The sequence below is a fragment of the Fontivita pretiosa genome (assembly GCF_050410795.1).
Lineage (GTDB): Bacteria > Planctomycetota > Phycisphaerae > Tepidisphaerales > Tepidisphaeraceae > Fontivita > Fontivita pretiosa.
Window position 1 is genome coordinate 4,549,192 of sequence record NZ_CP191258.1, and the last position, 13,501, is coordinate 4,562,692.

The window sequence follows — 13,501 nt, forward strand, 5'->3', positions numbered from 1 at the left end:
GTGAACGTGTAAATTACCTGATGACTGATGGGTTAGACGCGGCTCGATCGACTCCACTGCCCGGCGAGTCCAAGTCGCACACGCCCCGCGCCCCCGGGGCGCTACAACTCGATCTCTACCACGTTTTCAGCGTGTTTCAACAGGGCGTGGAACTCCGCCTGCCCGGCACGCAGTCCCCCGGGGCGATACTTGTTCTCCACTCGCCGGGTCTTCAACTCCGCGCCATTGACCCGCACTCGCTGCGCGCCGGCGCCGTTACCACTGACCCTGAAGACGTAGCGGAGCGGGATTGTCTGGTAAGTCAGTTCGCAGGTTGCACCGTCCAATTCCGCCGGCAGGACCGGATCGAACTCGAGTTGCCCGTAATGCCGCCGCAGACCCAACAGTTGGCGGAAAACGATGCTGGTGTAGATCCCCGGCCCGCTGGAGTAGATTCGCCACCCGCCCTCGACGCGGATTTCACCGCGGCGGACCTTCTCGTACTCTCTGGACGCCTGGTAGCGATCGAAAAACGCGGCGTCGGAACTGCTGAAGTAGCAGTTTCGTTGTCTGGGCGCGGCGTTGGGGACGATCCCGGTGACGGCAATGGGATTCACCACCAGCAGCGCGTGCCACAACTCCTGAGCTTGACCGATGGCGGCCATCGCCTCGGCATACCGCAGATGGGCATGCACGTACTGAAGTCCGATCTCGCGTCCGAAGAACGCCGCTGATTCAGACCTGCGGAACGTTCGCTCCAGGCCGCCCTGGTAGACGCTGGGCCGGTCCATGAGCCGGGCGCCGTCGGGACAGACCAGGTGCTCGCGAAGCAGCTCCATGTGCCGCTGCGCCTGGGCAGGCGTAAAGATCCCGCTGAGAATGCCGCGGGTCATGGGAATCAGCCGATAGCGAAGCCCGGTTCGACGATCCGACGGATGAAGCAAATATTCCAGTGGGCGTGCCGGATGTGTGGCCAGATCGAAGATGGCGAACCCGGCCACCACGCCGTCGGGCATCAGGTGTCGCTGAAAGTCCTGCTCGATGGCGTCGGCGATGTCGGTGGCGGCGGCGGCACGCCGCGACTGCCCGAAGTGATTCATCGCCAGAGCGAATCGCCTCAGCGTCTGATACATCAGCGCGGCGGTCCAGGCGCTGACCATGCGATCACGCAGGCTCGGGTCGGCCGGCTGAAGCGAATCGTCCCAGTCGCCGTCACCAAATCGCGGCAGATTCACCCCTGGAAGAAACTGCTGGCACATCCGATTCAGCAGGCGATCGGTGTGTTCCAGCAGCGTCTCAGCGTCGTCGGTTGGCCCAAAGGTCTGTTCGTCGGTATACGGTAATCGCTCATGCAGCAGCGAAGGATCGTTGGTGTGTTCCAGGTAATCGCACAACGCCTTCAGCGGCCAGATCAGCACGTCCCCGTGGCAATGCGTGGATTGGATCTGCTCAAAAGGCCGAAACATGAACCACTGCGGCCAGTCGTGACGATGCCGATACTGCTGCGAGAAGACTTTGCGGAGAATGTCGGCTACGACCTGAGGCTGGTCATGAGCCAGCAGGAACTCGACCGGTCCCTGGCAGACGTCTCGCACGCCCCAGGCGCCGCCGTTGGTCTGCTCCAGCCCGCGAGGCGTGGCCAGGTGGATCATCGCATCGCGTGCGAACCACGGCAGGCAATCGTTCAGCGCAGCGATGCTTGGCTGGTCCGGCAGGCTCAGCCGCGTGTTGCGGGTCAGGGCGCTCCAGAAACGCCCGGCGGGCTCGAAGGCGGGCTGCGCGTCAGTTGAAGCAACCGTCCCATACAGTTGGCACAACTGCTCGGCTCGATTCGGGTCGTCAATCGCGCCCACAACGCTGAAGCTGAACCGGTTCGTGGGTCGGGTCTGGATCGTGAAGTAGGGCAGTGCCCGTCGCTGGCGATCGGGGAACAGCAGCTCATCGGCCCCGATCCCGCAAATCACGTCGGCATCGCCGCTGACCACGTGAAACACCAGATTCGGCTGACGCTTGCCCACAAGCGACTTTTCGCCCGGGCGGATGGTGATTCGCGCCCGCTGTCGATCCAGCATCAGCCGTGGTCGGTCTTCATACTCCTCCGAGCCGGCGGCAATCTCGCCACACACCAGCAACTCCACTGGCCCGCCGGCGTTGCGAATCTGGTACGTGATTGCCGGATCATCCTCCCGGGCGATGCAGCTCACCGTCAGCAGGTCGCTGCCGTGGCGGTAGATCCAGCGGCACTGGTTCAACGCCATCTCGAAGGCCGACGGCACCGTCAGCAACTGCCAGTTGCCGGCCGGATCGCTCTGGCGGCGGACGAAGATCCGCAGCCCGTTGGACCTGATCAGCTCCAGCGGATCACGCTGCGTTGACAGCAGCTTGGCCAGACTCGCATTGCCCAGCGTCAACTGCGACGCGAATCCGCCGGCCGCGTAACACGTCACCGACGTCAATTCCGAGTCTGGAAACCAACCTCGTCCGGCGCGCAGAATGTGTCCGTGCGGACGGGCCACCGACAGTTCCTTGGCCTTCAGCACGACATGACGCGAATCCTGGCCATAGAAAAACGAGGCCGCCTTTCCATCGAGCGATTCGCGATGCCGGCAGGGCTCGGGGAACAGTTCGGCAAGCTGTCCGACGGATAACTCCTCGCCGCTGAAGGCTCCGGCGGTCTGGAACACAGTCCCGGGCCAGCTCGGGCGGATCAGCTCCACTGGCGTCGCCAACACCTGGAGCATGTCCCGGTGCATCTGTTGCACATGTTCGAGCCGTTGCAGGTCGGCGGCAGTGGATCGATCCGGATGGTTGGACAGATAGTATGCGAAGAAGCTGATCTGCTGCGAGCTTCCCGGCTCGATGGTCAGTCCGGAAGACTGAATCGCCGTGAACGCGGTCTCGTATTGTCGAACGCGCTGCCCAATAAGCGGCTTGGCCAAAGCCTGGGGCGGCGCCTGGCCGCGGTGAGCCGCGCCGAAGAAGTCGAAGCCGTCGGTCGTAAATCCCCGCGCGGCCGGCAGGCACCCTTGAAGCAGCCAGGGGTGTTTCTGTCCCGCCTGTGCAAGGTTCTGCCGCGTCATCAGCACATACCCGACCTGGGGATGTTCCATCGCCAGGTGATCCAGATAGTGCGAGGTGTACAGCGGGTTGTTGCGTGCCTGGGCGCGTGAGGCCAGGGCCAAGTCCTGCACCAGGATCGCATCACAATGGATGGGCTGATCGCAGCAGTTGGTGATTTGGAGATGGAAGAACCAGGCTTGGCCGCTGGGATGCACCCAGGCGGTGCAGACGTAGCGAAGCGAATGACCGTCGCCGCTCCAGAGCAGGCGATCGGCGGCGGCAGCGAACTGACCGGCGTGCTGCGGGCCGATGATCTGCACGTAATCGATTACTGCGCCCAGTGCATCCAGTCGTCGTACATACAGTCGATGCACCGATCCTGCCACCGGGCTGCCCAGATGCTGGTTGATCAGAATCCCATCACGCTGCTGCTCGATGGCGTACAGCCATCCACCCGCCAGTGCCTTGAGGCTCAATCCGTTTCCGGCCGGCAGAACGTGCAACGGGAAGGTCGTTTCGTCGATGAGGTCGATGCGTTCGATGGGCATCAGTTTGTTTATCACAGCAGGCGCTTGTCCCGGCGCAAAGGCGCCGGAACCATCGCCGACGCCCGGGCAGACGTGTTGGAGAATACGGGCCGCGGCGAAAGAAAACCAGCAAATTTCCCGTTCGTGACGCGTCGGCCACCGCACCTGTTCAGGGGATTGGCAAATCTTGATAAATCAGGAAGACTGGCCTATCATCGGACCTGAAAGATCTTGGGAACGGAGTGATCCCTGATGATGCGCAAACCTCATGTGGATGATCGCGTGCGATTGACCGCCGACGTGCCTGAGCTATCTCTGCACCGCGGCGATGTCGGAGTCGTGCGCAGTATCTGGTTTGCTCCCGACGACTCCTACGAAGTCGAGTTCCAGACCAACCAATCCGGGCTTCCCGCCCGCTGCCTGCTGCCTCCGCGGCAACTCGAGCTGCAAGACGAGCCGTCGTAATTCGTCCGGGGCCGTCGGTAACCCAGTCAACCGTGTCTTCGCGGCGGCACAAGTAACCGGTGCCGCGCTGCGCCAGCGACGAAAAATCCAGATTCAGGCCTTGGGGCTGTTGACCGCAACGCAGAAATCTCTACGTTAATACAGGAGTAAGTAGTCCTCTGTTTGACGCCATGCCCCTTGGCTGCGAATCCCGACCCCTCGCCCGTTGCCGATGGATCATCACCGGCCAGGTGCAAGGCGTTGGCTTTCGGCCATTCGTGTATCGCCTGGCCACGTCCCTGGGGCTGAGCGGGTTTGTTCGCAACGACGCCACCGGCGTGGTTGTCGAGTGTCAGGCAGACCCCGATGCCCTGGAGGATTTCCATCGCAAACTCTGCGAGCAGATGCCTTCGCTGGCGGTGGTGCGATCAATCCGCCGAACCTCGTTGCCCGTCTGCTTTGACAGCAATACGGAGCATCGGCCCGGTTTTCGCATCATCGATAGCTGCTCTGCGGCCGCCGAGTCGTCGCGCCACGCCGATGTCACGGTTGACGCGGCGATCTGCGCCCAGTGCCTGCATGATATCCGCAACCGTCGCGACCGACGCCGCTACCGCTACGGGCTGACCAATTGCACCGACTGTGGCCCGCGATTCTCCATCGTCGTGCGCATTCCCTACGACCGCTGCAACACGACCATGGCCGGGTTCAGCATGTGCAGTCGATGCCATGCCGAGTACACCGACCCGGCCGACCGGCGTTTCCATGCCCAACCCATCGCCTGCCACGCCTGCGGCCCGCGGTTGGAACTGGTCGATCCCACCGGCCAACCGATGGCCGGCGACCCCATCCGCCTGGCGCGACGCATGCTTGTCGAAGGCAGGATCCTGGCGATCAAGGGGATTGGCGGGTTTCACCTGGCGGTACGCGCCGACAGCCGGCAGGCCGTCGCGCGGTTGCGGCAGCTCAAGCACCGCGACCACAAGCCCTTCGCGCTGATGGTTCGGTCCGTCCAGGCGGCGCGGGAGCTGGTGCATCTGTCCGAAGAAGCGGTGAAGATGTTGACCTCGCCCGCGGCGCCGATTGTGCTGGCGCCGCGACGCGTGCCGGGCGACTCGGTCGTCGCCGATGCCGTCGCGCCGTCGCAGCATCGCCTGGGCGTGATGCTGCCCTATACCCCCATCCACCATCTGCTGCTTCGACGTTTGCCCATGCCCCTGGTCATGACCAGCGGCAACGACAGCGACGAGCCGCTGGTTATCAGCAACAGCGATGCGATCCGTCGCCTCGGCCGCATGTGCGACGCGATCCTCTGGCATGATCGCCCGATCCAGCGCGGCGTAGATGATTCGGTTGTCGCGGACGTGGCCAGCGGTCAGCCGATTTTCATCCGCCGCGCCCGGGGGTTTGTGCCCGGCGCCATCGAGCTGCCCGCAGGGGATCAGGACACCAACGGCATCTGCGTCGGAGGAGAACTGAAGAACACCATCGCCGTGGTGCGCGGTCGATCGGCAGTCCTCAGCCAACATCTGGGAGATCTTTCGCATCCTCTGGCGCTGGAGGCGTTCGATCGCGCCGTCGAAGACTTCCGCCATCTGTTCGAGATCGGCGACCGCGTCGACTGGATCGCGCACGACCTGCATCCGGCGTATCTCAGCACGGCGCGGGCGAAGAACCTGGCGGAGGTGCTGAATGTGCCGCAGGTGATACCGGTGCAGCATCACCACGCGCACGCGGCAGCGCTGCTGGCCGAGCACGGCATCGCCGATCGCATTCTGGCCGTCGTGTGCGACGGCACGGGCTACGGCAGCGACGGGACGATCTGGGGCGGGGAGATCCTGGCCGCGGACCTGCTCGACTTTGAACGCGTGGCGCACCTGCGCCCGCTGCGTCTGCCGGGCGGGGATGCTGCGGCGCGCGATACGGCCCGCTGCGGGCTGGCGCTGCTGTATCAGGCGTTCGGCGACGACTTTGCGGAACACCCGGCCGCACGCATGCTCGTGCCTGATGATGCCCGCCGCGCGATGCTCTGCCGAATGATCCGCGACAATGTCTGCTGCGCCACCAGCAGCGGGGCCGGGCGAGTGTTCGACGGCGTCGCGGCGCTTCTGGGGATCTGCCAGCATAACCACTTCGAGGCCCAGGCCGGCTTGGCACTGGAGGCCGCCGCCCACCGCGCCGCCAGCAGCCGTTCGACCGGCCCGGCTTGTCGGGCGCGCTCGTGGCCCGCGGACGAACCGATGTTCGAGCTGCGAACCGACGGCCAGCACCGCGTGATCGACCTGTCACGGCTGATCCGTTTGATGGCCGAGTCCGGCTGCGCTGGCGGCGTCGTCGCCGGCTCCGAGCAGCTTGCGCTGCTGTTTCACGAGACGCTGGCCCGGGCGCTGGCGACCGCTGCGCTGGAGGCAGCCCAACGTAGCGGGATCCGCACGATTGGCCTGAGCGGCGGGGTGTTCTGCAACGTCATGCTCACCAGGCAGATCACCGCGCTGCTGGAAGCGGGCGGGATGCGGGTGCTGCGGCACCGCCGCGTGCCTGCGAACGACGGCGGGCTGTCGCTGGGGCAGGCTGCTGTCGCCGCGGCCGCAACGGTGCAGAGAAGGAAAGGAGCCTGACCCATGTGCCTGGCGGTACCGGCAAAGATCGTGAGCCGATCGGGAACCACAGCACTGGCCGACCTGCATGGCAATCGCGTGCAGATCAGCACGCTGCTGTTGCCGCAGGCGATCCCCGGCGACTGGGTGCTGGTTCACGCCGGCTTTGCCATCCAGCGCCTCGACGAGGAGCAGGTTCGTCAGACCTGGCAGATTCTGGATGACTTGCAGCGACTGGAAGGCAGCAGCCCGCACAGCGGCGGCCAGAAGGAAGTGCGACCATGACCGATTCACGGCGGCAGCGGTGTTCCGAAGCGATCCGTCGGCTGCGAGTCGCGGCGCAGTCGCTCGGCAGAGACATCCGCATCATGGAAGTCTGCGGCACGCACACGGTCAACGCCTTTCGCAGCGGGCTTCACAGTCTGATGCCGGCGAACGTGCACCTGGTCAGCGGCCCGGGTTGCCCGGTGTGCGTGACCTCGCAGGGAGACATCGATCAGCTCATCGAGCTGGGGATGCGGCCGGATGTGTCGCTGTGCACCTACGGAGACATGATGCGGGTGACCGGAGCCGGCGGATCGCTGGAGCTGGCGCGCTCCGAGGGCGCTGATGTGCACGTGGTATACAGCGCGCTGGACGCGGTGAAGCTGGCCGAGCAGATCCGCCCGCGTCAGGTCGTGTTCGCGGCGGTGGGATTCGAGACCACCGCCCCCGCAACCGCCGCCGCCATTCTCGAAGCCGAACGCCTTGGACTGACCAACTTCACCGTTCTGGCCAGCCACAAGCTGGTCGTACCGGCGATGCGGGCGCTGCTGGATTCAGGCAAAACGAAGCTGGACGGGTTTTTGTGTCCCGGGCATGTGTCGGTGATCACCGGCTCCGAAGCGTTCGCGTGCATCGTGCGGGACTACGCGCTGCCTTGCGTGGTCGCGGGCTTCGAGGACTGGCAGATCGCTGAGGCCATGGCGCGGCTGGCCGAGCTTGTTGCCGCGGCCCAGCCCAGGCTGGAAAACCAGTATCCGCAGGCGGTGACGGCATCGGGCAATCGTCTGGCGATGAAGCTGATCGAGCAGGTGTTTGAGCCGTGCGATGTGACCTGGCGAGCGCTGGGAACGTTGCCGCAAAGCGGGCTGAAACTTCGGTCGCGATATGCGCTGTTCGACGCGCGCGTGCGATATCAGCTTCAAAGCGTCGAAGCACCCGAGCCGCCAGGATGTCGCTGTGGCGACGTGATCACCGGGCGCTGCGCCCCCGGCGACTGCAAGCTCTTCGGCAAGGTTTGCACGCCGGTGTATCCCGTCGGCCCCTGCATGGTCAGTTCCGAGGGCACGTGCCAGGCGTGGTTCAAATACCACCGTCAGGGTAATGGGCGAGCGAACAGGCCGGGGGAGGATGCGCCTGCGGCGCTTGCGGAGGTGGGAACATGACAGACGCACCATCCGGCAGTGTGCCTCAAGCTTCGTCGAGCGGCCGCGCCGGCGCGATGCGCGACGCGCGCCACCGGCGCGAATCACGCATCATGCTGGCACACGGCGGCGGCGGACAACTCACCGACGAGCTGATCGGGCAGTTCGTTCTGCCTCGACTGGGCAACAGCGTCCTGAACGATCTGCTGGACAGCGGAATTGTGCAGGACGCCGCAGGTACTCGCACCGCACTGACCATCGACAGCTACGTCGTGCAGCCGCTGGTCTTCCCCGGCGGGGACATCGGCCGCCTGGCCGTCAGCGGAACGGTCAACGACCTGGCGGTCTGCGGCGCCGAACCGGTGGCGATGGCACTGAGCCTGATTCTGGCCGAAGGGCTGGAGAAGGCGATTCTGGAACAGGTTCTGGAATCCATCCGGCAGACCGCCAAGGAAGCGCAGGTGAACATTGTCACAGGCGATACGAAGGTGGTGGGGCGAGGCCAGGCCGACGGCATGTACATCACGACCGCGGGCGTGGGGCGGATGCTGACGGTTCGGCGACTGCATCCGGACCAGATCAGACCCGCCGATGCGATCATCCTCAGCGGTCCGATCGCGGATCACGGGCTGGCGGTGATGCTGGCGCGGGAAATGCCCGAAGCTCAAAGCGCGTTGCGCAGCGACGTGGCGCCGCTGAACCGGATGATCTCGCGGCTGCTTCGCCGCGTGCCCCAGGTCGTGTTCATGCGCGATCCGACCCGCGGCGGCCTTGCATCGGTGGCTGCGGAGCTGGCGGCGCGCAGCGGCTACCACATCACGCTCGAGGAAGACGCGATTCCGGTGCAGCCGCAGACCCTGCACGCTGCCGAGATGCTCGGGTTGGACGTGCTCGAAGTCGCCAATGAGGGAAAGGTCGTGATCGTTGTGCGTCCCGAGGGGATCGAGCCGACGCTGAACGCGCTGCGCGAGGATCCGCTGGGTCGGCAGGCGAGCGTGATCGGCCGCGTCGAAGACGCGCGGGACGGAATCTGTGAGCTGAAAACGGCAATTGGGGGACGACGAATCGTGCAGAAGCCGTATGGCGAGCAGTTGCCGCGGATCTGCTGAGAACAGGAGGTGCATGATGTGCATGTTGGCGCATAACGACCCGATGTGGATCACCTTTGGACTGGCGCTGGGTGTTGCGATGGGCCTGGCGGTGGTGCTGAGGCTGATGTTTGGCCGGTCGCGCAAGTGACCGGGGGAGGTCGGCCATGAGAGCTGCGATGTGTGGCCGCCGGACAATCACCGGCGCCCTGATGGGGATGGTTCTGTGTCTGTCGGCGGCGGCGTACCTGTGGGCGCATTGCGACACGATGGACGGTCCGGTCGTCGTTGCCGGACGTGCGGCCCTTCAGGACGGCGATCTGACGCCGGTGCTGAAGTGGGTACGGCCTGAACACGAAGAGGAGCTGCGTGCCGCGTTTCAGCGGGCGCGAGCCGTGCGCGGACTTGACGCGACGGCCCGGGAGCTGGCGGATGCGTATTTCCTGGAGACGCTGGTGCGGCTGCACCGCGCCGGGGAGGGCGAGCCGTACACGGGGCTTAAGCCTGCCGGATATGGCCTGACGCCCGCTCTGGCCGCTGCCGACCGAGCGCTGGAAACCGGCGACGCCGAAGCGGTGATCAAGCTGCTCAGCGAGCAGATCCGCGCCGGGGTGCAGCAGCGGCATCATCGCGTGCGCGAGGCGGCGCAGCGAATGAACCAGAGCGTGGAGGCCGGCCGAGCGTACGTGGCGGCTTACGTGGATTACATCCATTACATCGAACAGATTGAGCGACTGGCGTCGGCGCGCGGCCAGGAGCCGGCGGCGCCGCAGACCGGCACGGCTCATCATCACTGATACCCGCCAACGAGGAGTGACATGCCATTACAAACCAAAAAGGTGCCGCTGCCCAGCGATGACAAGCGCTGGCGGCTGGTGGAGGCGACGGTGCGTCGCCACGGCGCGCAACCGCACGCCCTGATCGAGTCTCTGCACACGGTGCAGGAATCGTTCGGATATCTGGACGAGACGGCGATGAGATACCTGGCGGCCGCGCTGAACCTGCCCCTGAGCAAGGTCTACGGCGTGGCGACGTTCTACCAGTTCTTCACGCTCAAGCCGCAGGGCCAGCACAACTGCGTCGTGTGCATGGGCACGGCCTGCTACATCAAGGGGGCGCCCTTGCTGCTGGAAGCGGTGGCGGAGCGCTACGGGATCCGCCCGGGGCAGACGACGGCGGACAACAAGCTGTCGCTGCTGACGGCGCGATGCGTCGGCTCGTGCGGCATCGCGCCGGCGGTCGTCTTTGACGGCAATGTCGTCGGCAAAGTCGATCGGGCGGAAATGCTCAAGCGCATCGAGAACTGGATGTCGCAACCGGAAGCGGCGAAGGCGGCAGGGTAATCATGACTGACGGAATCTACCAATGACAGCCGAGGAACTAACCAAAATCGCAGTAATCGAGCAGGAGGCCAGAGCCCAGTATCGGCACAGCCTCAATGTCTGCGTGGCGGCGGGATGTCTGTCGTCGCGCTCGGATCTGGTCAAGGAGGCGCTGGAGAAGGAGATCGGGCGGCGGGGTCTGGAGCGGCACTGCCAGGTGCGCGGGGTGGGGTGCCTGGGGCTGTGCTCGGAAGGGCCGCTGGTGAACATCGAATCGAAGGACAAGCCTTCAGTGATGTACCAGGGGGTCAGCGATCGGGACGTGCCGGAGATCGTCTCATCGCTGGAGGCCGAGCCGGTGCAGCGGCTGATCTGTCCGACGGATCGTCCGTTCTTCAAGTCGCAGAAGAAGATCGTGCTGGAGAACTGTGGGAGCATCGACCCCGAGCGGATCGAGGAGTACATCGCCGCCGGGGGATACGAAGCGCTGCACTGGGCGCTGACGACGATGGAGCCGGAGGAGGTGATCGAGCAGATCACGCGAAGCGGGCTTCGTGGTCGAGGCGGGGCGGGATTCCCGACGGGGCTGAAGTGGAGCACGGTCTACAAGGCCGACGGCTCGCAGGGAAAGTACGTGATCTGCAACGCCGACGAAGGCGACCCGGGCGCGTTCATGGACCGCAGCGTACTGGAGAGCGATCCTCATCGGGTGCTGGAGGGCATGGCGATCGCGGCGTACGCGGTGGGGGCAAAGCAGGGTTACATCTATGTCCGGGCGGAGTATCCGCTGGCGGTGAAGCGGTTGAAGACGGCGATCCGGCAGGCGGACCGTCTGGGGTTGCTGGGCAACAGCATTTTCGGCACGCCGTTCAGCTTCACGGTGGACGTGAGGCTGGGGGCCGGAGCGTTCGTGTGCGGCGAGGAGACGGCGCTGATCGCGTCGATCGAGGGTAAGCGAGGCCAGCCCCGTCCGCGCCCGCCGTTTCCGGCCGAGCGCGGGCTGTGGGGCTGTCCGACGCTGATCAATAACGTCGAGACCTTCGCCAACGTCCCGCCGATCATCCGCAACGGCCCGGAATGGTTCGCCAGCATCGGCACCGAAAAGAGCAAGGGGACCAAGGTGTTCGCGCTGGCGGGGCGAGTGAACAACACCGGGCTGATCGAAGTGCCGATGGGCATGACGCTGCGACAGATCATCTACGAAATCGGCGGCGGAATCCCCGAGGGCAAGAAGTTCAAGGCGGTACAGACCGGCGGGCCGTCCGGTGGCTGCATTCCCGAGCAGTTCCTGGACATGCCCGTGGATTACGAGTCACTGGCGAAAGTCGGCTCGATCATGGGGTCCGGGGGAATGATCGTGATGGACGAGACCAGCTCGATGGTGGACGTGGCCCGGTTCTTCATGGAGTTCTGCAAGGACGAGAGCTGCGGCAAGTGCGTTCCCTGCCGGGTGGGCACCGCGCAGATGCTTGACCTGCTCGACAAATTCGTGAAGAAACGCGCCACCGCCCGTGACCTGGAGCTTCTGGAAGAGTTGTGCGACATGGTCAAGCACACCAGCCTGTGCGGACTGGGGCAGAGCGCTCCCAACCCTGTGCTGACGACGCTGAAGTATTTCCGCAATGAATACAACGAGCTGCTGGCGGCGAGTGAGCAGAGCGGATCGCAGGTGGAAGGGCGCGCTGAGGCTCAGGAGGTGAAAGCATGAAACCGACGATGTCCAACCGCGTGCAGGTGGTGACGCTAAAGATCGACGACAAGGACGTCAGCGCCCGCGCCGATGAGACGATCCTTGCGGTGGCGCGACAGAACAACATCGACATCCCGACGATGTGCTTTCTGGAAGGGCTGTCGGGCTGGGGCGCCTGCCGGCTGTGCCTGGTCGAGGTCAAGGGCACGCCCAAGCTGCTGCCCGCGTGCGTGACGCGCGTGGCCGAGGGAATGGAGGTGATCACCAATTCCCCCCGGCTGGCGAAGTATCGCCGGATGGTGGTGGAGCTGATGTTCAGCGAGCGGAACCACGTGTGCAGCGTGTGCGTGAGCAATGGACTGTGCGAGCTTCAGGCGATGGCGCAGAAGCTGGGGATCACGCATATCAACATGCCGTATCGCTATCCACTGTTCCAGGTGGACAGCTCGCACGAGATGTTCCGGCAGGACGACAACCGCTGCATCCTGTGCACTCGCTGCGTGCGGGTCTGCGACGAAATCGAAGGCGCGCACACCTGGGACGTGATGAAACGGGGCATCGACGCGGCGGTGATCACCGACCTGAACCAGCCGTGGGGCGAAAGCGTGAGCTGCACCCGCTGCGGCAAGTGCGTGCACGTCTGCCCCACCGGCGCGCTCAGCGAAAAAGGCACAGCCGTGGCGGAAATGGCCAAGCGCGGGCAGTTCCTGTCCTACCTGACCCTGATGCGGGGGGAACGTGACTGACCATCGATTGGCAAACGGGTCCGCGCGCCCGTTGCGCCGGATGAGAAACCGAGTATTCCGCGCGACAACTGAACACAACCGATGAGTGACAACAACGGCAACAGCAACGCGAAAGTCAAGGTGGCAACCGTGTGGCTCGACGGCTGCTCGGGGTGCCACATGTCGTTTCTGGACATCGACCAGCGGCTGATCGAGCTGGCGGACAGGATCAAGCTGGTCTACAGCCCGCTGGTGGACAACAAGATCTTTCCGGACATGGTGGATCTGACCCTTGTCGAAGGGGCCGTCTCCACCGACGAGGACATCGTCAAGATCCGCAAGATCCGGGCGCACACGAAGCTGCTGATCGCGCTGGGGGATTGCGCGGTGACCAGCAACGTGCCGGGGATGCGCAATCCGATCGGCGTCGAGCCGACAATGAAGCGCGCCTACCAGGAGAACGTGCAGATGCGGCCGCAATATCCCACGGCGCATCTGCCGAAGCTGCTGGAGCGGGTTCGTCCGATCCACGAAGTCGTGAAGGTGGACCTGTTCGTGCCCGGCTGTCCGCCGCCCGCGGACGCGATCTGGGCCGTGCTGAAGGATCTGCTGGAGGCAAAGAAACCCGACGTTGCGAAACTGACGCGGTTTGGAAGATGACAG

11 protein-coding genes are annotated in these 13,501 nt (G+C 64.7%); 10 read left to right on the forward strand and 1 reads right to left on the reverse strand.

What is annotated here, in order from left to right; all coding sequences use genetic code 11:
* Nucleotides 1–101: 101 nt before the first annotated feature.
* On the reverse strand, nt 102–3,587 hold the full coding sequence (locus ACQS5P_RS18380) for a GH36-type glycosyl hydrolase domain-containing protein (RefSeq protein ID WP_428938077.1): 3,486 nt from the start codon (nt 3,585–3,587) through the stop codon (nt 102–104).
* Between the two features lie 231 nt (nt 3,588–3,818).
* Between ACQS5P_RS18380 and ACQS5P_RS18385 the strand changes: the two genes are divergently transcribed.
* The 10 genes from ACQS5P_RS18385 to ACQS5P_RS18430 all read left to right on the forward strand — a co-directional run bounded on the left by ACQS5P_RS18385 (nt 3,819) and on the right by ACQS5P_RS18430 (nt 13,498).
* Entirely contained in the window at nt 3,819–4,031 is a 213-nt protein-coding gene (locus ACQS5P_RS18385; protein ID WP_428938078.1) for a DUF4926 domain-containing protein, read from the forward strand.
* Between the two features lie 170 nt (nt 4,032–4,201).
* Complete coding sequence (hypF, locus tag ACQS5P_RS18390; RefSeq protein ID WP_428938079.1) at nt 4,202–6,628, forward strand: carbamoyltransferase HypF; 2,427 nt, start codon at nt 4,202–4,204, stop codon at nt 6,626–6,628.
* Nucleotides 6,629–6,631: 3 nt separating this feature from the next.
* A complete protein-coding gene (locus ACQS5P_RS18395; protein ID WP_428938080.1) occupies nt 6,632–6,892 on the forward strand; it encodes a HypC/HybG/HupF family hydrogenase formation chaperone in 261 nt (86 codons plus the stop codon).
* Nucleotides 6,889–8,034: a hydrogenase formation protein HypD gene (gene hypD, locus ACQS5P_RS18400; RefSeq protein ID WP_428938081.1), complete on the forward strand. Its 1,146-nt coding sequence runs from the start codon at nt 6,889–6,891 to the stop codon at nt 8,032–8,034. The genes ACQS5P_RS18395 and hypD overlap by 4 nt, the downstream gene beginning before the upstream one ends.
* The gene (hypE, locus tag ACQS5P_RS18405) at nt 8,031–9,122 is read left to right on the forward strand and encodes a hydrogenase expression/formation protein HypE (RefSeq protein WP_428938082.1); all 1,092 of its coding nucleotides are present in this window, start codon (nt 8,031–8,033) and stop codon (nt 9,120–9,122) included. Before hypD ends, hypE begins: the two co-directional genes overlap by 4 nt.
* A gap of 146 nt (nt 9,123–9,268) precedes the next feature.
* A complete protein-coding gene (locus ACQS5P_RS18410) occupies nt 9,269–9,898 on the forward strand; it encodes a DUF6448 family protein (protein ID WP_428938083.1) in 630 nt (209 codons plus the stop codon).
* 21 nt (nt 9,899–9,919) lie between these two features.
* The gene (gene hoxE / locus ACQS5P_RS18415; protein WP_428938084.1) at nt 9,920–10,444 is read left to right on the forward strand and encodes a bidirectional hydrogenase complex protein HoxE; all 525 of its coding nucleotides are present in this window, start codon (nt 9,920–9,922) and stop codon (nt 10,442–10,444) included.
* 22 nt (nt 10,445–10,466) lie between these two features.
* Complete coding sequence (gene nuoF, locus ACQS5P_RS18420; protein ID WP_428938085.1) at nt 10,467–12,131, forward strand: NADH-quinone oxidoreductase subunit NuoF; 1,665 nt, start codon at nt 10,467–10,469, stop codon at nt 12,129–12,131.
* Entirely contained in the window at nt 12,128–12,859 is a 732-nt protein-coding gene (hoxU, locus tag ACQS5P_RS18425; RefSeq protein WP_428938086.1) for a bidirectional hydrogenase complex protein HoxU, read from the forward strand. Before nuoF ends, hoxU begins: the two co-directional genes overlap by 4 nt.
* Nucleotides 12,860–12,940: 81 nt before the next feature.
* Nucleotides 12,941–13,498 (forward strand): NADP oxidoreductase, encoded by a 558-nt coding sequence (locus tag ACQS5P_RS18430; protein ID WP_428938087.1) that lies wholly within the window; start codon nt 12,941–12,943, stop codon nt 13,496–13,498.
* Nucleotides 13,499–13,501 lie beyond the last annotated feature (3 nt).